At 54.1% G+C, this 20,652-nt stretch carries 17 protein-coding genes and 2 pseudogenes; 14 read left to right on the top strand and 5 right to left on the bottom strand.

Annotated elements, in window-relative coordinates; translation table 11 throughout:
• Positions 1-57 precede the first annotated feature (57 nt).
• The 5 genes and pseudogenes from BLL52_RS04060 to BLL52_RS04040 all read left to right on the top strand — a co-directional run.
• On the top strand, positions 58-1,290 hold the full coding sequence (locus BLL52_RS04060) for a hypothetical protein (protein WP_139313293.1): 1,233 nt from the start codon (positions 58-60) through the stop codon (positions 1,288-1,290).
• Positions 1,287-3,251: a phospholipase D-like domain-containing protein gene (locus BLL52_RS04055; RefSeq protein WP_075585430.1), complete on the top strand. Its 1,965-nt coding sequence runs from the start codon at positions 1,287-1,289 to the stop codon at positions 3,249-3,251. Before BLL52_RS04060 ends, BLL52_RS04055 begins: the two co-directional genes overlap by 4 nt.
• Positions 3,238-7,488: a DEAD/DEAH box helicase gene (locus BLL52_RS04050; RefSeq protein ID WP_075585429.1), complete on the top strand. Its 4,251-nt coding sequence runs from the start codon at positions 3,238-3,240 to the stop codon at positions 7,486-7,488. Before BLL52_RS04055 ends, BLL52_RS04050 begins: the two co-directional genes overlap by 14 nt.
• Before the next feature lie 63 nt (positions 7,489-7,551).
• On the top strand, positions 7,552-7,755 hold the full coding sequence (locus tag BLL52_RS22125; protein WP_075585428.1) for a hypothetical protein: 204 nt from the start codon (positions 7,552-7,554) through the stop codon (positions 7,753-7,755).
• Positions 7,668-8,798: pseudogene (locus BLL52_RS04040) on the top strand (IS110 family RNA-guided transposase); the annotation flags it as partial. The gene BLL52_RS22125 and the pseudogene BLL52_RS04040, both read left to right, overlap by 88 nt.
• 9 nt (positions 8,799-8,807) lie before the next feature.
• Here the strand turns inward: BLL52_RS04040 and BLL52_RS04035 are convergent.
• Positions 8,808-9,494, bottom strand: coding sequence for a hypothetical protein (locus tag BLL52_RS04035; RefSeq protein ID WP_156876289.1), 687 nt, complete (start codon positions 9,492-9,494; stop codon positions 8,808-8,810).
• A gap of 21 nt (positions 9,495-9,515) precedes the next feature.
• On the opposite strand from BLL52_RS04035, the gene BLL52_RS21260 reads away from it, so the two are divergent.
• Positions 9,516-9,944 carry a hypothetical protein gene (locus tag BLL52_RS21260; RefSeq protein ID WP_241838991.1) on the top strand — a complete coding sequence of 143 codons (429 nt, stop codon included), beginning with the start codon at positions 9,516-9,518 and terminating at the stop codon, positions 9,942-9,944.
• Between the two features lie 507 nt (positions 9,945-10,451).
• Here BLL52_RS21260 and BLL52_RS04025 read toward each other — a convergent pair.
• Both BLL52_RS04025 and BLL52_RS04020 read right to left on the bottom strand, forming a co-directional pair.
• Complete coding sequence (locus BLL52_RS04025) at positions 10,452-10,853, bottom strand: type II toxin-antitoxin system MqsA family antitoxin (protein ID WP_075585426.1); 402 nt, start codon at positions 10,851-10,853, stop codon at positions 10,452-10,454.
• 2 nt (positions 10,854-10,855) lie between these two features.
• On the bottom strand, positions 10,856-11,152 hold the full coding sequence (locus BLL52_RS04020; RefSeq protein WP_075585425.1) for a type II toxin-antitoxin system MqsR family toxin: 297 nt from the start codon (positions 11,150-11,152) through the stop codon (positions 10,856-10,858).
• Between the two features lie 393 nt (positions 11,153-11,545).
• On the opposite strand from BLL52_RS04020, the gene BLL52_RS04015 reads away from it, so the two are divergent.
• From BLL52_RS04015 to BLL52_RS03990, 5 genes and pseudogenes are all read left to right on the top strand, one after another.
• Positions 11,546-12,103 carry a hypothetical protein gene (locus tag BLL52_RS04015; protein ID WP_075585424.1) on the top strand — a complete coding sequence of 186 codons (558 nt, stop codon included), beginning with the start codon at positions 11,546-11,548 and terminating at the stop codon, positions 12,101-12,103.
• 457 nt (positions 12,104-12,560) lie between these two features.
• Positions 12,561-12,854, top strand: a complete 294-nt coding sequence (locus BLL52_RS04010; RefSeq protein WP_075585423.1) for a hypothetical protein — start codon at positions 12,561-12,563, stop codon at positions 12,852-12,854.
• A gap of 365 nt (positions 12,855-13,219) precedes the next feature.
• Positions 13,220-14,175: pseudogene (gene istA / locus BLL52_RS21255) on the top strand (IS21 family transposase); the annotation flags it as partial.
• A 414-nt stretch (positions 14,176-14,589) separates the two neighbouring features.
• Positions 14,590-14,964 (top strand): hypothetical protein, encoded by a 375-nt coding sequence (locus BLL52_RS03995; protein ID WP_075585421.1) that lies wholly within the window; start codon positions 14,590-14,592, stop codon positions 14,962-14,964.
• 867 nt (positions 14,965-15,831) lie between these two features.
• Positions 15,832-17,280 carry an ATP-binding protein gene (locus BLL52_RS03990; protein WP_075585420.1) on the top strand — a complete coding sequence of 483 codons (1,449 nt, stop codon included), beginning with the start codon at positions 15,832-15,834 and terminating at the stop codon, positions 17,278-17,280.
• Positions 17,281-17,345: 65 nt separating this feature from the next.
• Here BLL52_RS03990 and BLL52_RS03985 read toward each other — a convergent pair whose 3' ends face one another.
• Both BLL52_RS03985 and BLL52_RS03980 read right to left on the bottom strand, forming a co-directional pair.
• Positions 17,346-17,765, bottom strand: a complete 420-nt coding sequence (locus BLL52_RS03985) for a DUF2177 family protein (protein WP_083633777.1) — start codon at positions 17,763-17,765, stop codon at positions 17,346-17,348.
• On the bottom strand, positions 17,762-18,283 hold the full coding sequence (locus BLL52_RS03980) for a pyridoxamine 5'-phosphate oxidase family protein (protein ID WP_075585419.1): 522 nt from the start codon (positions 18,281-18,283) through the stop codon (positions 17,762-17,764). The genes BLL52_RS03985 and BLL52_RS03980 overlap by 4 nt, the downstream gene beginning before the upstream one ends.
• A 421-nt stretch (positions 18,284-18,704) precedes the next feature.
• On the opposite strand from BLL52_RS03980, the gene BLL52_RS03975 reads away from it, so the two are divergent.
• The 3 genes from BLL52_RS03975 to BLL52_RS03965 all read left to right on the top strand — a co-directional run bounded on the left by BLL52_RS03975 (position 18,705) and on the right by BLL52_RS03965 (position 20,478).
• Positions 18,705-18,983, top strand: coding sequence for a hypothetical protein (locus tag BLL52_RS03975; protein WP_075585588.1), 279 nt, complete (start codon positions 18,705-18,707; stop codon positions 18,981-18,983).
• A 272-nt stretch (positions 18,984-19,255) separates the two neighbouring features.
• Positions 19,256-19,609, top strand: coding sequence for a PRC-barrel domain-containing protein (locus BLL52_RS03970; protein WP_075585418.1), 354 nt, complete (start codon positions 19,256-19,258; stop codon positions 19,607-19,609).
• 53 nt (positions 19,610-19,662) lie between these two features.
• Positions 19,663-20,478 carry a PepSY domain-containing protein gene (locus BLL52_RS03965; RefSeq protein WP_075585417.1) on the top strand — a complete coding sequence of 272 codons (816 nt, stop codon included), beginning with the start codon at positions 19,663-19,665 and terminating at the stop codon, positions 20,476-20,478.
• Positions 20,479-20,652: the final 174 nt, after the last annotated feature.

Raw genomic sequence — 20,652 nt, 5'->3', positions numbered from 1 at the left:
AATCAATTGATTCGGTTCACAGGTGTCAGGAAGCATCCAACTTAAAGCATCCAGTATATGACCTTAGACGTGGGAACCCCAATGGTTACAGTATTTTCTTCGTACGATGACCGTGCTCGACCTAAAGGATCACGTGATCCGCTGGGAGCTGAAGCAACCTGGAGCTATCTGGGGCGGCGAATCGTTGGAAACCTTACAACCGTAACCGCGAACCTGGATAACTTTATAGTGGCACTATTGTGCTGCCAATTCGCAAATCAAAATCAGTCTGAGCAGGAGCTGATACAGGAGCGCTACTTACGCGCAGAGCAGGTTGCTGCTTACTTAAAACTCGCTGCAGGCGCCAGGGAGCCTGGATTTCTGGGTATCACACGGGCGAGCAAGAATTTTGAGCGGGACCGAATCGTTCTAGGAACTGCTGCCGAGGCCCAACTCCTTGCCAGCCAGGCGGGCTATGGACTATGGGGTCTCTATTCGAGTGCGCTGGAAGGAGCAGGTCTGATTTCAGGCGCAAACAGACGGCTCACGAAAGCAGGGGAGGTCTTGGTTCAAGAAATTGTTGCCGAATTCGAACTTCCTAATTGGAACAAATTTTGCAATATTGCCAGCGCAGTCAATTTAGACAAAGACGCCACGAAAAATTTGGCGTCGGTGTTTATTTCCGTCATTGGAAGCTCCAGTCTGCGTCAGACAGTTGTCGAGGCACTCATTGCCACTCAGCGCGATTGCGAACTCCAGTCCGAGCTGTTTCGACTGGCAACGTCCTATCTGAAGAAAAAGTCTGACTGGACGATCTCGGATTTTTGCAATTGGATTCTGAGTCACTCAGAAGTGACCTCTGAACTCAAAACTACCATGTTGAGAATTAGCTCCATAGATCCATTGCTGAACCTTGCCGACGCGGTCATGTCATGGTTGTTGGGCAAGAACGGAGAGCAAATGGACGCGGTAGCGCAGACCTTGAAATCTCATGTTCAAGAGCTCCAATTTGGTGATGACTGGCAGAAGGAACTGGAATTGCCCCATCGTACCTTTCTCAAGGCATTTCAGGCAGCGGCGTCGGTTGGAGATGCCACAGCCATGATTCGGTTGTTGATGGTGCAGAACAAGACACTGATGAACGCGCGCGGTGGCGCTGCGTGGATCGATTGGGATGGGAAAAATCTGGCGGTGAGGGTTAAAAACGACAAACCTCAGGACATCAGCAAGTTAAGTGCGCAGACTTCGAATTGGCGCTATACCTATTTCATCCGTGCCTTTCTGGATATCGCGCAACAGGGGATGGCATGAAATCATTGACTATTAGCGAAAGTTTCAAAGAGGCAATTGGTGCGCGTACCGTCAAAAGCGCCTTTTTTTCCACCTACTGTTTTGAGCCGGACTTTTTTGAGCTCGATGTCGTTCCGCTTCTATTGGGGGGGCCAGCCCTTTCGACTGATGAAACGATTCGATATCACCAATTGCAGTCGCTCATGAGTTTTGGTCGAGGGCGCTTTGCTGTCGCATACGATGTTGACGTATTTAATCCAACTTTTGCCGCAAAGCTGGAAATTGACTATCTGCCGGTGCGAGTCCCTGCCGCCTGCCAGCATGCAAAGATTGCAGTTTTGGAAGTGCTAGACGAACAAGACAATGTTGCGATCATTCTGGCTGCCGGGTCTTTCAATTTGACAAAAGCAGGTTGGTGGACAAACATCGAAGTGGGTCACTGGATTGAACTCAGTAAAGAGAACGCTCCATTGAATGTTCTGATACCTCTGCGAGCAGCACTGGACTATTTTCAGACAACGCAACCAGTACCGGCAATTGAAGCCTTGCAAGCCCGACTATCGGAGTGGAAAACTGGCCCCCGTAGTGAAGTTTGCAGCTTCTACTTCTCTGGTGCAGGGAAAGTCCGGAATTCGTTTCCCGACTTCCTGAATGCGGTAGACCGTGGCCCTGTCGAAATTGTCAGTCCGTTCTTTGCAGAAGAGGGCGATAACACGGAGATGGTGAAATTCCTCATATCATTCAAAAAGGTTTCACTCTTTCTGCCGACTGACGACACCGGTGCCGCGACCATGACTCATCCGGTGTATCAGGATCTTTCCAAGCTTGTGCAGTGGTGTGACTGGAATGCCGACCTAGCCCAAAGATTTTCACTGCGAAAGAACGAAGAACTGGAGCGCAAGCTTCACGCCAAGATCTACTCAGGGAAGAATTGGCTCTTCATTGGCTCAGTAAATCTTAGCTACATGGCGATGTATCGCAATGTCGAGGCAGGATTCTTGTTGACAGGTAGGTCGGAACTCAAGTTGCTGACGCCCCTAAAGGAAGAAGCACAAAAGTTTTCCGCCAAGGATCCAGTGGAAGCTGCAAAGCACAACTCTGAAGTTGCTATGCCTCCCATTCAGTTGACGTACGACTGGCTCACCCACGAGTTGGAAATGCTGAGCCCTGAGACGGGACGACTGACGCTTTACGATGCGCAAGGTCAGAAAATTGGTCAATATCCGCTGACGGCTCAAGCGACCAGCAAGTTCACGGTCGCTAGCCTGTCAGCGCAACTCAAGCACTCGGCGTTGGTTGCTGCAACATGGAATTCGCCGGACGGCGCTTCCAGCGACAAGAGAAACCTTTTAGTTTCTCAACGACAAATCTATTGCCGTCCGAACTCACTACCAGAACTTGATGTTCAGGATTTGCTGCGAATTTTTCAAAACATGAATTCTGCAGTTCGGATGGCCATGATCACGTCGTTGGTTGAAAAGCAAGCTCGACGATCCAAGGAAGGTCTGACATCAAATGAGTTTCTGTCACCACTCCCCAGTACAGAAGACAGATCCAACTTTTTTTCGGAATTTTCTGAAGTCAATGGCGCATTCTGGAACCTGCGAAAGAAGCTCGGACAAGCCCAGTCCGCTGGCAGAACCAATGAACTTGCTTACTACCTTGATGGGCAGCAGCCTGATTCTTTGCGTGGACTTGCGAACTCCCTCGGTGCCACCGATGATGGCTCTCAAATTTCTCTGATTGTTCGATACCTCACTCTGTTGAGCATGGATGAGATACTGACCCTATACCCCCCGAAAAGCAATAACCTCAAGCGTGAAGTGCTGGAGCTCATTGGGCAAACCGAACAAAATGAGGAATTCGATGCCCTGCCCAACAAGTTCGAATTCCTTGCCTGGATCAAGGACAAGTTCACGATGCCAGTTATACAGGTTGCAACCAGTCCAACACAACAGGTGAGCAGCGATGAACAAGCTTGATTTGGCAACTGCCGATGCGCTCATCGACTTCTCGGGAAAAGGTGCAGTTTCGAATGACCTCTCGCAATTGCAGCTAGAGGGCGCGGTGGCGCTGCACAACATACTTTCAGACAAGGGGTTGGCATACCTTGCGGACGAAGTTGGCATGGGGAAAACCTACGTCGCGCTTGGAGTGGTTGCCTTGATGCGCCGTTTTAAGCCCGATTTGCGCGTTCTGTATCTGCTTCCAAAAAATAACGTTCGTGACAAGTGGCTTAAAGACTATCGTAGTTTTATTGACAAGAACTATCGGTCACAGGATGGAATTGTCAAAGGATTTGGTAACGCTCCGGCTGCACCGAATCGACTATGTAGCTCGCTGTCCGATCTCGTGCAGGCGGTGGCGACTGAAAGTGCCCGCGACTATTTCATTTGCACTTCGGCATTTAGTCTGCCTATGGGTGGTACTTCCGCAGAGCTAAGGGTAACGTTGGACCGGTTCCGTACAGCGTTGCCACAGAATGCCGCAAGAGTTGATACGCTCATTGAAGCCTTAAGGAACGTCAATTCAACGGACGTTGACATGGCGGCGTTCAAGCTGAGGGTCAAGCAATCCTGGGCAGCGGCTTTGAACGGAATTCTGCCGCAATTCGATTTGGTTGTAGTGGATGAAGCACACAACTATCGTAGAGGTTTGCAAAGCGCTGACCGCAATCAATTGCTTGCCACTGTTTTGGGGACAGACAAGGGTTCCAGTTCGACATCAATCAAGCGCGTCAATCGGGTACTTCTGCTTTCAGCGACACCTTTTGACCGGGAGATTGGTCAATTGAAGAGACAACTCGAACTGTTTGCAAAAGGTGAACTGCTGGAGGTTTCTCCCAAAGCATCATGGGACCACATTCATACGGCGTTAAAGCCATTTATGGTGCGCCGCCTTAACAGCATTCTGCTTGGCAAGAAGGCACACACGCGAAATATGTACCGCACGGAGCACCGGTGCGGAGATCGTGCTGAGGTCAAGCTTGGTCTTGAGCAGCAACTCTTTGCTGCGTTGCTGCAAAAGAAGGTCAGTGAATCCTTAAACGAAAACAACAGTGGAAAATTCGAGCTCGGGATGCTCGCTTCATTCGAAAGCTATCTGCCTTCAAACAAGGGCAAGCCCGTGCAGTTCGACGGGGTAGATGATCAAGTGAATGCTGTCGAGGGTCGCGAGCGCGATGCACCCGACAGGACAGTGGTGGAGTATTTGGTTAACGACTTCCAAAACCGATTTCGCGCGTTTCCACCGCACCCGAAAATGGACGAGGTTGCACGCAGGGCCAAGGTATCAGCCTTCGATGCCAACAAGAAGCAGCTCATTTTTGTGCGACGCGTTGGCAGCGTCGGTGAACTTAAAGCAAAGATTGAAGATACCTACAACCGCTGGATTTCACAATACGTTGCAAGCGATCCTGAGATAACGGAATGGTTCGGTGAGTATCAGAAGCGAATAGGTGAGCGGCAACTTGCACAGCTCGATGATGAGTTGGACGAAGACAAGACAAATCTGTCGAGTTTCTTCGCGTGGTTTTACCGGGGTAACAATGAGCTCCTGTCCAGGGCAAGCGAACAACTGCAAATAACACCATTCAATTACCGCAATCTCTTGGGCTCGGCGAGTATGATGTTCGCAACTAATTGGTCCACATTGCCAGGCATGCCCCGCACTGACCAGTTGGATTTTGGCTCGCTTACGGAACTGCCGTCACTGCCATCGAGCCCCAGCCGCGCGCAACAGTTCGAACGTGCGCAATATGCATACCTCCGTGCAGTCATGAACCGTCCGGATTCAAGCTGCGTACGTGTTGCACGGAGAATTTTTTCGATTGCATATTTCGACGTCAAGACGGAGCACGCTGTGGTCGACGCTTCCGGTCTTGTTCAAGCACTGAATCAGACAACATTCTGGGAGGCTATACAAGTGCAGCCAGATCTGGAAGCCCTCGGACTTAAATGGACAATTGAAACCTTTGATTTTCTGGCCGGAGCCAATGAAACAGATGCTGAGTCATCAATTCGCAAAATTCTCATTCATCATCGACTTGCAGCGGCCATTTGTCGTTTGGATCACCCTTTCATTGACCTTTATGCCTTGAGGGGAAGTCGTGGAAAAAGTGAAGATGGATCTGCAGACGAGAACTTGATCAGGGCCTTTTCAACTTTGCTAAGTGCCCAGAGCAAGTATCCGGATGTGTTCAGTTCCTTCACAGTCTTGCGCGACCTGTTTGCTAACCTTGATTTGCTTCTCAAGCAAAACTTCGAAGATGCTGCTGACAAAGCGATAGCGGAGTTGACAACTTATCTCACGCGTCAGCTACAACCGTTGTCGCCAGTCCTGGGCGCCACTGGTCTGAATTCGGCGAGCCGTTCGGCGATAGCCCGAAAGTTTCGCATGCCGGGGTATCCGCGTGTTTTGGTATCGACGAACGTCTTTCAAGAAGGTGAAGATCTGCATACGTTTTGCGATAGTGTTGTTCACTACGGGATTTCAGCAAGCCCCATTTCATTAGAGCAAAAAGTTGGTCGGGTCGACAGGATAGCCTCCATGTCTCACCGAGCCATGAAGTCAGTCACGACAGGGCATGAAGATCACTATATTCAGGTTGGCTTTCCACATATTCGTGAGAGTCTGGAGTTCCTTCAAGTTCGCATGGCGGCACGCAACCTGAATCAGTTTCTGCTGTCGATGAACAAGATTGGAGATACTGGACCACGACCTTCAACTGAAGTTGAGCTATCGGAACAACTGTTGGATTCCCGGCCAATCGAGCCACCATTGATGGATGAATTAAAAAGTCCATTTGAAATTTTGCCCCCCGCATTGGATGGCTGTAATAGAACCACCGAGTTGAAGGAGGCGCAAAGCATTTTGAACGCAAGGACAGCACATGTGCAGTGTACTGTCGAAAACTGCTTGGGAATGTTGACGGGTGCGCAAGTTTCACTTCGCCCAATGGGTGGAAGACTTCAGTGGGAAGGCGTCAATGGAATGTTGGTAACACTCAAGGGAGCGCACGGGCGTGATCAGCTCATTTTGTCGATAACTGCACCGTTCCTTGGGGCGTTTGACGAAAGTGTGGCGCAAGCTCCTGGCGCGGCCGAATATTTGAGCCAGTTGCAGGAGAACCCGCTAATCCGGTTGCAGCGGATATCGACAAGTGAAGACTCCCTTAGCCGCAACGTAAGACGTAATGCCGAAATATTTGCAGGAACCAAAGGCATCTTGTCGGACGGAGAAACAATGGATTTGTATCATCGCGTATCCGGTGAAGTCTGGCATGCGGATTCCTCAGAATCTCTACCAGACAGTTTGCCTGAGCTGGTGAGAAGCCTTTGTGGACAACACGGATCGTACCAAGTCAAGCAAGGTGGTTCAGGAGAGCTCATCTATATCTTTGACGTTGAAGACCGCAAGCAGCATGTGAAGTGGAGTGGTTTGGGTGGCTACGTAGTTCTGACCGCTCGGGTATTGAACGCGGATCAGACGGCGGTATTGGCATCTCACAAGGAGCTTCTGGTACAACACACTTTGTATCGCAATGCCGTATTTGATATGGTCGATTTCCATATTGACAGTGACCTCGCATTGGCCGTGCGCGCTATTCATCCTCTGACACATCTCGACAGGGAAGAGCTTGAGTTCGCGTCATCAATGGTTGCTGTTGAGGCCGATCGACTGAGGCAAATTCTGTTTTCGGTTGATGAGGATGATGACGCCCCTGGTGATGAAGCAACGGTGGTATCGAAGACTGTCAATAGCTTGAGGGTGTGGGCCGTCGATAACGATGTCATGTGCATTATTCGAGAAGTTCTTTCAAAGGGGCCTTTGACATCAGATGAACTGATTCGTCAAACTGCTTACGGTCTTGGGTATCAACGCGCGGTCCTTGGTATCAGTACAGCTTTGGAAGGTGCACTGCTCGCCGCGGCACGACGCGGGGTAACGATGAGAAATGGCAATCTGGTTCAACTGAAAGCGCACTCAATTGCAGACTATGAGCACGAACATCTAAAGAATCAGTTTCTCGCAGCGATCAGTCGTCAAACGTCAGGCTTTATTGAGCGAGAAGAGGCTGTCCGCGCGTTTGCACGATGGATGGGATTTGCGCGCACGGGGCCAGTCATTGCGGATGTTGGAGCAAGCCTGATCCGCAAATTGATCCGTGCAGGTCGTCTGCAGACAAGTGGCTCTCAAATCCGTCGTGATCGGAGCTGACAGCATCAAACTTGAGTCAACAAGCGGGTCAGCAACGCGCTGTTCGCGAACCGCTGGCTGGAGGTGGACTACAAAAACGCCGGTGGCAAACGCATCCAGACCGAGGTCATGCCTCTGGGACTGGCCCAGCAAGGAGGCCCGCGCCTGTACCTGGTGTGCCGCTTTCCCGGCTCGACAACGAGTCCACCGGCGTGTACTGGATACCGGTATTTGAAGTGCTGGAGCAGCGCGGACTCAAGGTCTGGCTGGTCGATGCGCGTCAGATGAAGTACGTACCTGGGCGTAAAAGTGACGTACAAGATTGCCAGTGGCTGCAAAAGCTCATGAGCCTGGGTTTCTTGCGCGCGGCATTTCGCCCCGATGGTGACGTCTGCCAATTGCGTGCCGTTGCGCGGCAGCGCGAGACCCTGCTCACAGAGCAGGCCAGTTGGGTGCAGCGCATGCAAAAGGCGCTGGTACAGATGAACATCCAACTCACGGAGGTACTGAGCGATGTCATGGGCTTGAGCGGCTCGTTGATGATTCGTGACATTGTGGCTGGAGAGCGGGATCCCAAGGCACTAGCCAAGCACCGCCACAGTCGTGTCAAGGCCAGTCCTGAAGAGATCATCAAAGCATTGACTGGCAACTGGCGTGAGGAGCACCTGTTCGTGCTGCGCCAATCGTTGGGCATGTATGACGATATTGCGCGCCACTTGGCCGAGTGCGACACCAAGCTACAAGCGGAGCTGGCGAATTTGGGCCAGAAAAAGGTTGATCTGGGCAAGCCCCCGCGCCTTGGTAGCAAACAGCGCGAGCATTTCGATGAACGCCAGATACTGGCCAACTGGGCTGGTGTAGACCTCACCCGCATCAACGGGCTGGGTTTGACTGCGGTGAAGAAAATCCTGACTGAGGTGGGGCCAGACTTGGGTCGCTTCCCCACGGTCAAGCACTTTTGCTCCTGGTTAGGCTTGAGTCCGGGTACCAAAATCAGTGGGGGCAAGGTGTTGTCGTCCAAAACGAAGCGCTCGCTCAACCGGATCCGCCAAGTCCTCAAGATGGCCGCGATGAGCTTGTCACGTAGCGACTCTGCCTTGGGGGCTTTCTATCGCCGCCTGTGCGCGCGCATGGACAAGCCTAGCGCCAACACGGCAGTGGCACATAAACTTGCACGCATGGTGTACTTCATGCTGACGCGGGGTGAGGAGTTCGTTGACCAGGGACAGCAACGCTACGAAGAGCAGCAGCTCGCACGCAGCGTTGCTGCCCTCAAACGCCGCGCCAGGACACTGGGTTTTGAAGTCACCCCTGTGCCAGCGGGAGTCTAAAATGCAGCCTCAAAAGTTTTGTTTCTTGTGAGCCTGGCGCGCAAGCGTCAACTCCCGCGATAACGTATTGCCGCAACCGACCTCTTTGGCCTGGAGCATCTGAGCCTCCAGCGCTCGGCATCTTGACACCGCGCCCTTTGCCCGGCGAGCCAGCACATTGGCCAGGCTCTCGCATTGCTGCTGGATGTGAAAAACATCACCATGGCAAGGCGTGCCGGGCAGCGCTACTTTTTGACCAGCGCGCAGTCCTTGGCCGGCGTCAGCAATGGTGTGATCCGGATTGAATCCCTGCTTGCAGGCATCAAGCAAATGGATAGCCCAAGTGTCACTGTCCCTTTGCTCAGCCGCAGCCAGCAAATAGCAGTAGGTCGAGGCCGCATCCACGCCGGCGAGTACCGCCACGGATCGCTGGAAGATTTCGTCGTGCAGGCCGACCCCAATTGCCGACAGGTCCTGGGCACGATTGATCGCAGACGCCTGTGCAGCAGCACACTGGAGGCGATTGTGGACTGTGCCCTCGCTCACCGACACGCCCAACATAACCTGCATCAACTCCTTGACGCCCCGGCAGGAACTCCGGCAAATCAAGGTCAGTGACAGTATGAGCTGATCGATCCATTCTGGCGTTACCGGCAGATAGAACATGACCTGCGTGTGGTTGGTGGCGAATGCCTGATCAATGGCCTGCTCTGCCATGTGCTTTTGCCGGTAGATGAATTGCCGACTGATGCCCTGCCGCTCGGACAGTCGCGTGACCTGGGCTTCTTTTGTAAGTGCCAATATGGCAAGACCCTTGCGCTCGTGGGCTGGCATGTTGGTGGCAACGCACTGTGGGTTATTCATCTGGCACTCGCTTCACGGGAAAAGGAGCAGTGTCCCCGATGGGTTGGTGGCCGCAGCCAACGGCTTTATTGGTTGGCGGTTTGGATTTCACTGAAAAAGTGTTACCCGCTTTTGAACCACGCCGCAGTTTCTGCAAAGAAAATCACGGCACCGACCAAAGCGCTCAAGCCTACGGTAAAGGTAGCGGCCAAGGCAGCCGTCAAGAAAGCGCCCGTCTCGAAGACCGCCCGCTCGTTGGCCAGGCTCGGCGCGAGCATCGCGAAGCTCACCGAGCGCAAGGACAAGATCAGTGCGGAGATCTAGGCCCTGCGCGAGCAGCGTGCTGCGCTCAAGGCGGCTCCGGCCGCTCCTGCACCGGCAGCGCCGAAAGCAAAGGCTGCGGTGAAAGCGACACCTGCCAAGAATGCGGCCACGAAGGTGACTGCGAAGGCCGTCAAGCCTGCCGCGAAGAAATAGCATTCTCTGGGCGCCAGATTTGATTCGCTGAAATGACCCTTCGGGGTCTTTACTTTTATGCGAATAAATCATGCCGCTCGGGTCAACGAAGGGGCACCAAGCCCCGCACATTCCGACCGACGAAGGTTTCAATGACGCGCCGCAGCAGGATTCTTGGCCCGATGTGTTTGAATTTCACATCCGTCACTTAGACGATCAAATCCCCGTCAAGCCATGTCCATTCAATTGTGCCCGTCCACTTGGTGGTTGATTCTTCTGTTTCTGTTGGGTGCGGTGCTCGCGCCAGCACGGGCGCTTTCTGGCACGACACATCTGGCGGCCGGGGTTGCAGATGCCAAGGGTTTCATTGTTGTGTCAGGCGGCTCTAACCTCATCGAGCAGATCGGGGTGACGCTCCAGTACCTTGAGCAATTTCACCAAAGCTAGCGGTGGTTTGGTCTTGCCGTTTTCGTACCGTGAGAAGGCATTGACTCCGCCACCGAAGATTTCGGCGGCTTCACGCTGGTCGAGAGAGAGTTTCTTGCGCACGCTGGTGATAAAGCCAGGATCGACGATTGCCGCATTGACCTGCTTGGAGAAATCGCGCATTTCGCGCATGACGCGATCAGATTGCGCTGCATCCAGGATCGATTCTGCACAGGCCGGGCAGAAGTCGCCCGTCACTGCCGCAATGAGAATGGTTTCGCCCTTGTAGGTATAGGGCAGGTCGCGGGTGTCATGGATCAGTTCGGCTGCGCCGCATACAGGACATTTCATGCTCATAGCTCCTTGAAAGACACGATCAGCAGGTCATTAATGACCGTCAGCTTCAAATACACGTCGCCCATTTGCGTGCTTGGGCGGTACACGTCTTGCCAGACCGTGTGATCGACATGCGTGGTCATGCTCTTGTAGAAATCAGCAGGCATGAGTGCTGTCACCACCCCCAGCATGCTGATGAAATCAAGACCCATCTCATTGGCGCCGACTCGCGCTGCGTGTGTGGTGCGCACTTGACCAGCATCAACCAAGGCCTTAACCGTCGTGAGCTTGCAATGAGGCGTGCCTTTTTCCATGCTTCATTTTAACCAAGTTGGTAAATTTTGCAATTCTGGGCATGACTGACGACTGATCGGCCCCAATGTTGTCCATGGCATCAACGCCGTGAACTTCAGTCGCGCCGTGTGCGCAGAGATGTTTCGTGAACAATGTATGGTTGCGTCTACAGGTAGCGGCTTCGTCCAACTTTTGGTACCACTGATGAATGCCAGCTCACTCAAGTGACATCTGTTCGAGTCAATTTTGTCAGGCAGGGTGACATGATGAACATATTTTCCACATGACCCAAGGTGATGTAAATATCATGAGTATTTTTTAGAAAATTAAATATCATGATTAAATATGATCTGTCATCATAATGATTTCGTGATTATTTTCATTATGATATGTATTTTTGTGGAGGGTTTGACATGATGATGTTGATCACGCCAGAGGATTTTGCTAAACTAAGTTTAACCTGCAGGCAGGAGTTGCTCGAATTTTTTACATCATATGAAGCATTATCACCATATGATGATATGAGTTTGACTGAAGAGGTCGGCTATTTTGACGGAGCCCATGATGAGTGCGCTGATGGATTGCTTGAATCTCGCGGTGCAATTCAGGGTGCTCCTCGGGCAGATGGGTCGCGCAAAACTGCTCGAAAATCCGAGAAAAAAATTGTAACAATTGATCTAGATCAAGCGTTCCAGCTCATCAAAAATATCAGCCCGAGGAGCAAAAGAGTGCTTGGACGTTTTGTGTCTGGGAAGTGGGTTTCGATTTCTGACCTCGTTGGGCCTGATTTGGAATATCGGGATTTGGTCGAACTCAAAAGAAGTCTAGTTGGGGGAGTTAACCGACGCCTGAGGACAGTGATCCAAGATCGGGCAGCTGTTTTGTTTTTGGCAAATCAAGATAAGTCGCAGATACGCATTTCGCCACCAAGTGCGGAATCGCTGCGGCAAGTCCTTCTTGGGCCAGAGTAGCCGCGCCAGGCACTAGCGCTGGCGCGGCGGGAGGTAAAATATTCACCCAAAGGTCGCTTTTTTCTCGGGAATTGCTTTTTTTGTATTCTCAAAAAATGTACATTTTTATGGTTAATATGTTGTTAATCGTTGAACTTTAGATTGCACGATTTACTAAAAAACACTTTATAAACAACGATTTACAACATTTTTAGCCTGTTGAAAACATGAGACAACATGGTGTAGTGGTATGCTCATAACCTCGGAGGTTCAAATCCTTCTCGCGCAACCAATAAAGTCAAACACTTGGCTTGAAAAACGCCCACTAACAGTGGGCGTTTTGCTTTTGTGCCCACTTTGCGCCCATTCCGTGCCCATCCTGTGCCCAGCATTTCTCGACAAAACGCCGAGGTGACCATAAAGTTCGTGCCCAAATGCTGTCCATTGGGTGCGGTGCACACCTTTTCAGGACTAGTTTTTGTACAGCCACGCGCAAAACGTCAGCCCATTCTGCTTTGTCTCTCTCCAGCGCGATTGGGCCTTTGAGGACAAGGGAGCCAGGTCTGCGGACACCGCAGAGCGACTCAGGCAGTGGCTCAACCCGATGAATGCCATCGCCCTGCACGCCGCCCATCGCTCGATTCAAGCGACCGGCAAGGATATTGCGCTGGCACGCAAAAGCATAAGCATCGAACTTGATGTCGAATTTCGCCGTCTCCACAACGAACTGTGCACTTCTTTGGTTTTGTGGCTATGTCCTCTTGTAACGTGACATCGAACAATTAGGCGATAAGCCCCGCCAACACTGGCGCTGGGGCATTCAAGATATCTTGTAACGCGCCCACACCGCTGGGTTCAGGTTTCTCGGTACGAACGGGTGTTTCTTCAATGGAATCAATCACTTGCGCGATAAATGAATCTTGTATCGCCGGCGCCGTGGCCGCCTTGGTGGGTTTGGCGCGGCTGTAGCCGGGATGTGCCGCTCGCCAGGTGGGTATTGCGGTCGAGCGGAACCGATGATTCCGGCATCGCGACCGGCCATTGCGGCGATCGTGACCGATCGTTGACTGCACGGCAGATCACAGCGCAAACCTCATCCACCCGGGCTAGTCTCGCGGGCTCTAACCAGGAACCCCGATGCCGACCCAACCCATGAAGATGCGCATGATCAAAGAAGCACTACGCTACAACCTCGAACTCGGCCACTCGCTTGAACGCTGTGCCCGAGCCCTCAACATCTCCAAAGGCGTTGTCGCCAAATACGTCGCTTTGGCCAAAGCAGCAGCCCTTGATTGGGCGCAGATTGCCGCCATGACAGAGGTCGATCTGCAAGCTCGACTTCAGCAGGTCAAACCCAAAGCGCGCCAAAGCGCAGTTCAACTTGCCACCGCGCAGGTCTGTAACGGCAGTAACGGCAGTAACGCCCGCGATGCCGCACGGTGTGAGGGGCCAATCCCCACCAGCGGCCCCTTTGTACAACCCGACTACGCCCAAATGCACCGCGAGCTCAGTCGCAAAGGCATGACCTTGATGCTTGCTATGGCAATAGCGCCAGGCCAATCACCTGCATGAGCGCACCCACCAGTATTCCCAATACTGCGAGAACTACCGGCGTTGGGCCAAAACCCTCAAACGCTCCATGCGCCAAATCCACAAAGCCGGCGAGAAACTGTTCGTCGACTTTGCCGGCCCCACCATTGGCTTGACCGATGGCAGTCGAGCCCACATCTTCGTCTCAAGCATGGGCGCATCAGGCTACACCTTCGCCTTGGCATGTGATGCCGAGAAGACCGCAGACTGGATTGAGGGCATGACAGGCGCACTGCACCATATGGGCTGTGTCTGCGCGTTGATCGTGCCCGATAACCCGCGTGCTGTCATTGCGGTACCCGATCGCTACGAACCACGAGTGAATGACAGCGTGCTCGACTTTGCCAGGCACTACGGCCTCTCTGTCCTGCCAGCGCGCCCGATTTGCCCACAAGACAAGGCCAAAGCTTAAGTCGGCAGTGCAAGTGGTGGAGCGCTGGATCATGGCCAGACTGCGCCGTATGGCGTTTGCCAGCGTGGCCGAAGTCAACCGGGCTATCGCAGGTGTCGGTGTAGCGTCTAGTGCTTTCGCGCTGCTGCCATGGTCGATTTGCGCAAGATGGTATCGACAACACCAACATCCACATCTGGTCGGCACTTGATCGCCGTTGTTTCAAATCTGCCGCAGCAGTCCCTGATGTTCGCCGCTGCCGAGGGCGCACTGACAACGGCATTGTGGCGTTTTGGCCAAATCGGGCAGGCACTTCGTGCGATGACGAACAGACGGCTACCGACTCTGCGAAGCCAACAATGCGCGCATTGACGCCTAGGCACTTCGTGCGATGACGAACAGACGGCTACCGACTCTTCGCCCAAGCTTCAGTTCGAGTTGGCTTGAAGCTTCGTTCCCGCCAACCGATTTTTGTTCAGCCCGGAGCGGCAAACGCCGTCAGGGCTTCATTTAGGCAGCGAAAAACATGACAAACAGTAGCTTCTTGGGTGGCAAACGGGCCGCGACATCCCCACTTGGTAACGATGTAGATGCCCTCGGGCCGAGCGACAGCAGCGACAGCGGCAGCGACGTCCAAGGTGAGCGCAACCTGCAAGGCGAAGGTGAGCATGCGGATCAGCTTGGCTCGCTCATCGTTGATACCAGCAGCGACAGCGACGCGTCAGGCACCGGTGAGCGAGCCAGCGCTACCGGTCGAGACGGACCCGATGGTGCCGATATTGCGCCGGACAAAGTGATTGGACCTGATGGCGAAATTGAAGTTAACTCGGACGATCTGCTATCTGCCGTCAATCTGCTCGCGCAAGATGAAGGCTTAGAACCAGAACCGCCAGCGCTGTGAACCACGTGCGGACAAACAGGTAATTTGTTTCGCCCGATCGCGGAAGTGCTCCTGATATAGAACCCGACGCTCGCTTCAAAAAGCCAATGCGGTCGGCGGAACGAAAACTGGCTCGAGGCTCGGCATCATTCAAGTGTTGAGCCTGCGTGATGCCATGCCTTTGACAGTCGCGCTGAACTGGGGCTGGCTGACGTTGCATGGGCCTCGGCGGGCGGCGCAGTGCAGACCTCACCGCAGACATATGGTCTTGCATGCGTCGATCCGCCGGGCTAGGAACCCCCGCCCTGCTGCCGTAGGACAAGGGCGCAAAAGCCTCTCGCAGTGAGAGGCGCAACCTCTAGGAGTGAGCGGTTTCTACACGCCAGCGCGCCAACGTTCCATTGCGGCGCCCCGCTTGCGCTGGCACGAAGCTGACGCTCCATCCGCAGCAAGGTGTGGCTGGTTGGGCGGGCAAAATCTGATCGTCAATTGGTTTGAACGTGCCATTATTCGACCCCTCGAAAGAGCACGCTGTCAAACCACACAGCAGATCGCGCTTCACACGAAGCAATTTTTTTGAGCGGTCAGAAAAGCCAGCGGTGGCGCATCGGTTATCCCGCCGAGCCTGCAACACACGTTCTTGCGCAGGTTGGCCCTGGCGCTCGCGGATATCCTTTAAATGTGGTGGCAAACCGACTCTATTTGCCGCTGAAGTCGAGTGATTTCTTACTCGGTCCAGCTGCCGCAGTGCGCAGTTGAGCGTTTGGATGCGTGTAATATTCGCAACCCCAGGGGACTCCCGGAGTTCCACGTAGGTACCGGCTCCCGCATCAAGCCGGTGAGTCTGGTCCGTTGGTTCAACACTTGACAAGAGTGAGAAAGAGGCTCATGGCATCACGTCGTTTGGAGAAATTGGCGAGCCGGCTCTCCGGCCCCTTTGCAATCGTATTGGCCTTGCTGGTATTGGTTGTCAGCGAGACAGGTCATCGGGAACTTAAGTCGCTCAGTCAGGAGCGTGATGCGAGCGTGGAGGCTCAGCTTACGGTCGGTCGCTTGCGGCGAAGCCTGTTGTTCATGGAAAGCGCCACTCGGGGTTATTTGTTGACCGGGCGGGCGAATTACCTGGAGCCCTACTTTCAGCAAGCACCGATTCTTGAGGCCACCTTGAAGACGGCACAAGCGCTGTCTCTGCAAGAGTTGCAGTCCAAGCCAGTCTTGGCCCAACTAGTCGATATGTCGAGGCGAAAACAGTCCGATATGCAAGAGATGATTCGTCTTTTTCAGTCCGGCGATCGACTCGGGGCATTGATGTTGCTGGAGACCGACGCACCGCAGGATGCGATGCTGGGGATCAGCGACTTGATAGACCAGGTCATCCGTCAGGAAGGCGCGAAGTTTTCTGTTGCGGGTGAGGTTCGCGAAAGCTCTGCATCTGTGAGCCGAAGGCTAATTTGGGTGCTGGTGGCGGCGTCCTTGGTGGGGGCAATGTTGTTGATGCGCCTGGGCAAAGCGCGTGAGCGGGATCGCCTTGTTCATATGTCGCAAATGCACGCAGAGCGCGATCTTCTGGACGAGGAGGTGACTCGCCGAACCGCTGAGACCGTCGCACTTGCTTTGCACATGGAGCGCGTGCGGGAGGACGAACGTGGTCATCTTGCACGGGAACTGCACGACGAGCTCGGCGGGCTCCTGAGCGCAGCAAAGATGGATGTGGCGCGTATTCGCAAGCGTATGCCAGAGACTGCATCGGGAAACGATCTTCTGCTGCACCTTAACCAATCACTCAATGCAGGCATTGCCCTGAAGCGACGCATCATTGAAGACCTGCGCCCATCTTCACTGGCGAATTTGGGTCTCCAGGCCACCTTGATGATCTATTGCAGAGAGTTCGCCCAACGCGCTGAAATCAAAGTGTCCACCGACATTGCCGACGTCTCATTACCTGAGGACCACGCGCTGGCTGTGTACAGAATCGTTCAGGAGGCACTCACCAATGTGGCCAAATATGCCGCCGCAACCGAGGTGCGTGTCAGCATGGTCCCAACCGACGACCACTTGGAGATCCGTGTGGTGGATGATGGCAGGGGCTTCGCCCCACAGAGTGGGGCGTCCATCGGCGGTCATGGACTCCAGGGGATGCGATTTCGTGTGAAGGCATGCGGCGGCGATCTTGACATCCAGTCGTCTCCCGGCAATGGAACTTCCGTAACGGCAACCCTTCCGCTCCCGCTCCACCCGCAGGATTGCGTCGAAAGCCCGACCAGTCAGCAGACCCCAGCCAGAAGACGGTCTGATGACGTAGCCACGTTAGCGCAAGCGGCCGTTGTGCGCGGGTGAGCTCGACGAGCCCATGACGTGAAGGTGGACGGCCCGAGTCCGCTCAGAGCAGTGGCGGCTCAGTCTCATCGACTGGCTGGCGGCGCTGCCGCCCACGTCATGGCGCCGTACGCTGCCAACCCCGCCATTGCGGTGATAAACGTGCCCCATGAAGCGTCTACCAGCGCCAGTTTCGCGGGCCAGGCTTTCAATGTCGCCATATTTGTCAGGTCGTACACCCCGTAAGCCACCAGACCCAGCAGGGCAGAACGTCCCAGTGCTTGCGCCCAGCCTTGGGCGGGAGGTGTCAGTGCCACAAACAACACGCCAAGCGGATACAGAAAATAAAAGAGCAAGGCTGGCACCATATTGAAATTCTCCGCTGCGACCGCGACCATCTGTGAGCGGTAAAACTCGCGAGCGATCACACCGAGCCAGAGCCCATCAAGCAAACCGACGGTGATAAGTGCGCCGCCATAGCCCCAGGCGTAGGTGGCGATGCTCATAATTTGGGCTCCAGCGCATGGGTCCCATGCTCGCCCAGACCCAGCGGCATGCGCGCCACCACCGAGGCCGCCGCGGCGATCATGCGCAGCACAGAGCTGTCGGGTCCATCCCAGATTTCAGCTTTGACCGGCTCCAGCCTCAGCACCGCAAGATCGGGATCCTCCACGCCCTGGGAAAACCACGGTCGCGCCATGATGCTCCAAAGATCTTCCTTTCGCTGGCGGTCGTCACTAAGCGTCGCGCGAGCAGTGACCGAGGTAAAGGTCGAACGCGAATCGTCGCTGAATGCTAGATTGACGGTGTCCATTGCTTTGCCCTCGGGTGCCATGCGAGCAGTGTGTCCACTTTTGCTGATCAGCATCCACAAGCAACCTTTTCCATCCATCTCAATGACGGTCATAGGCTGGCTCGACAGCTGTCCGTGTGCATCGCACACCGTCATCATTGCGGTACGCGACCCCTCAATGCGCTCTGCAAGCGATCTCAATTCAGGCGAATTTTGTTCTTCAACTTTCATGCTGGACCTTTCTGTTGCGTGAATTGGCGTCGGTCCACAGATCGACCCACCCAATCTAACGGACCTGCAACCAAATGGTGTCGGACAGCACGCCGATTCAGTGCGCATAAGAAAGGCTCTGGTCCTTGCTTGCGCTGACCCGAATGCATTAGCCAAAAGCCCAAAACCAGGCCGCAAGCCCCTTTGCAATCACTGTCGCATTGCTATGTTATATATAGCTACTAGCGCATATCTAATAGGGGCTAGAGGGTGTTTTTATGCATTATTGCCCTGGGGCCAGTGCTGGATGATGTGATCGGGTCTTTGCGCGGGGCGCGGCCTTTTCTTACACAGCGCTATGGATGCCTGCCGATAACATTCACCAATTCTTCATGTACACACACGCAGGCCAGTGTTGCAAAAATACCTGAAATTCTTTGCCATGATTGCCACCTCCACGGTGGTGATGTTCGGCCTCATGTACCTGAACACCTACGCCATGGGCCACATCTATTTCAGCGAAACGCGGGCCTATATGGCGCTCTACATGGGTGCAGCCATGGCCGTGGTGATGCTGGTGTTCATGTGGTCCATGTACCCCGAGCAGGCGGCCAACCTCACCGACTTGCGCGTGAGTGCGCTCGCCAAAGGCATCATCAAGGCCCAGCGAGAGGAGATCGACGAGATGAAAGCGCTGGTCGAGGAGTTGGAGCGCAAATGAGCGGGGCCCCTTAGGTGGCGAAGCAATCAACAGGTGGCAGCCGAACCCTGTGACTGGGTGCGCCGGCTGCGCGTATTTTCCCGACTTCATGTCGGTTTTTTTGCCCTCTCGACAAATGACGGCTTATGCCAGCGCCGATGCCAGGTAAGACCCGTCCTACAGCCATCGCGCCATCCGTCTGACGCGCTGCGAGCAAAGTCCTTTGTACATTAATGGACAGGGGCAAACAACTCATTTCAACCGACTCACCCTCACTATCTAAGGAGAGATTCATGGACACAACAACGACGTCGAGCGACACCATTTGCTCAGACAAAGTGGAAGGCACCGCCGTCTACAACGACACCGGTAACAAGCTGGGGACTATCGACAGTCTGATGATCGACAAGCGCTCTGGTCAAGTACGCCATGCGGTGCTCGAATTCGGTGGCTTCCTCGGTCTTGGCACCGACCGTTACCCGCTGCCCTGGTCAATGCTGAAGTACGACACCGACCGCGATGGCTATGTGGTGCCACTCGACAAGAGCCGCCTGAATGACGCACCGCGCTACCCGCTCACCGACCGGTCACCCTTTACGACTGATGCAGGCTACGGCGAGCGCGTCAACAACTTCTACGGCTATTGATTGCGGATCAATCGGCCTCGCCAAAGACTTTTAATCACCAAAAGGAAAACACGATGAAACTCAAGCACACCCTCATTGCGATCGCCAGTTCCACACTGCTCGTCACTGGCGTAGCGCACGCCGCTGACACCACCGCGGCCATGTCTGCCTCGGCTAAGGCGTCTGCTGCAGTCGCAAATGCCAAGGCTGCTGCGGATGCCACCGCCGCTCGGATGACAGACCGCCAAATGGCGAGGTCCGGCAACATGAAAGACGACCGCGAGCAACTTCAGCAGAAATTGCGCGCGGGTAAAAATCGCGCTGATTATGCAAAGATCCTCAAAGACAACGGCTACCGCATCTCTGCCATCAACGAAGACAAGAAGGACTATCTTGAATATGAGGTGGTGAAAGGGGGCGGCAGTTATGAAGTGCAAATCGACTTCGAAAATGGCGCCACCCAGGCCTCCAAGGTAGAAGTTGAAAACAACATGTGGCGTGCCGATGCGACCGAGCGCATGATGAAAGACGACAAATACCAACACGCGAATGCGTTGGTTGTCGACCCCAAGGGCCGCTACAGCGACCGCCGCTACATGAAGAGCTGGACCGACGAGAAAGACCGCCTGGAAAAAGCCCTGCCGATGAACCTGAAGGCGACAGACTACCGCTCTAAGCTGGAAGGCTTGGGCTACAAGGTGACCGCCGTTAACGACCGTGAGACCGACTACGTCGAGTACGAGATTGCCAAGGGCGAAAACAGCTACGAGGTGCAGATTGATCTGAATAGCGGCACCGGGAAGGCCAAAAAGATCGATGTCACCAGCAACCTGTGGGAAGCTGACCCCACCGACCGAGCTACCGATCGGGCCAAAGAGACGAAGAAGTAACCATTTTTTAAGAGGCTTTCCCATCCCGCGGGAAAGCCTTTCGCTTCAGGACAGGCCTCTATTTTTGAGGCCTGTCTTTTTTTGCCCGCAGTTGCCTGCTGCAGGGATCGGAGGATGGGTCGTGCGGTAACTGAGGTGGCGCGGAGCCTACCGACGGCCGGTAGCTTTCCTTGG

It is taken from the genome of Rhodoferax antarcticus ANT.BR (assembly GCF_001938565.1).
GTDB classification, from domain to species: Bacteria; Pseudomonadota; Gammaproteobacteria; order Burkholderiales; family Burkholderiaceae_C; genus Rhodoferax; species Rhodoferax antarcticus.
This window is presented reverse-complemented; position numbering and strand designations above follow the sequence as displayed.

What these genes read in the sequence shown, in the direction of transcription:
- BLL52_RS04060 (WP_139313293.1), top strand. Translation starts at nt 58, where the DNA reads ATGACCTTAGACGTGGGAACCCCAATGGTTACAGTATTTTCTTCGTAC.
- BLL52_RS04055 (WP_075585430.1), top strand. Translation starts at nt 1,287, where the DNA reads ATGAAATCATTGACTATTAGCGAAAGTTTCAAAGAGGCAATTGGTGCG.
- BLL52_RS04050 (WP_075585429.1), top strand. Translation starts at nt 3,238, where the DNA reads ATGAACAAGCTTGATTTGGCAACTGCCGATGCGCTCATCGACTTCTCG.
- BLL52_RS04035 (WP_156876289.1), bottom strand. Translation starts at nt 9,494, where the DNA reads ATGGCAGAGCAGGCCATTGATCAGGCATTCGCCACCAACCACACGCAG.
- BLL52_RS04025 (WP_075585426.1), bottom strand. Translation starts at nt 10,853, where the DNA reads ATGAAATGTCCTGTATGCGGCGCAGCCGAACTGATCCATGACACCCGC.
- BLL52_RS04020 (WP_075585425.1), bottom strand. Translation starts at nt 11,152, where the DNA reads ATGGAAAAAGGCACGCCTCATTGCAAGCTCACGACGGTTAAGGCCTTG.
- BLL52_RS04015 (WP_075585424.1), top strand. Translation starts at nt 11,546, where the DNA reads ATGATGATGTTGATCACGCCAGAGGATTTTGCTAAACTAAGTTTAACC.
- BLL52_RS03995 (WP_075585421.1), top strand. Translation starts at nt 14,590, where the DNA reads ATGACAAACAGTAGCTTCTTGGGTGGCAAACGGGCCGCGACATCCCCA.
- BLL52_RS03990 (WP_075585420.1), top strand. Translation starts at nt 15,832, where the DNA reads ATGGCATCACGTCGTTTGGAGAAATTGGCGAGCCGGCTCTCCGGCCCC.
- BLL52_RS03985 (WP_083633777.1), bottom strand. Translation starts at nt 17,765, where the DNA reads ATGAGCATCGCCACCTACGCCTGGGGCTATGGCGGCGCACTTATCACC.
- BLL52_RS03980 (WP_075585419.1), bottom strand. Translation starts at nt 18,283, where the DNA reads ATGAAAGTTGAAGAACAAAATTCGCCTGAATTGAGATCGCTTGCAGAG.
- BLL52_RS03975 (WP_075585588.1), top strand. Translation starts at nt 18,705, where the DNA reads ATGATTGCCACCTCCACGGTGGTGATGTTCGGCCTCATGTACCTGAAC.
- BLL52_RS03970 (WP_075585418.1), top strand. Translation starts at nt 19,256, where the DNA reads ATGGACACAACAACGACGTCGAGCGACACCATTTGCTCAGACAAAGTG.
- BLL52_RS03965 (WP_075585417.1), top strand. Translation starts at nt 19,663, where the DNA reads ATGAAACTCAAGCACACCCTCATTGCGATCGCCAGTTCCACACTGCTC.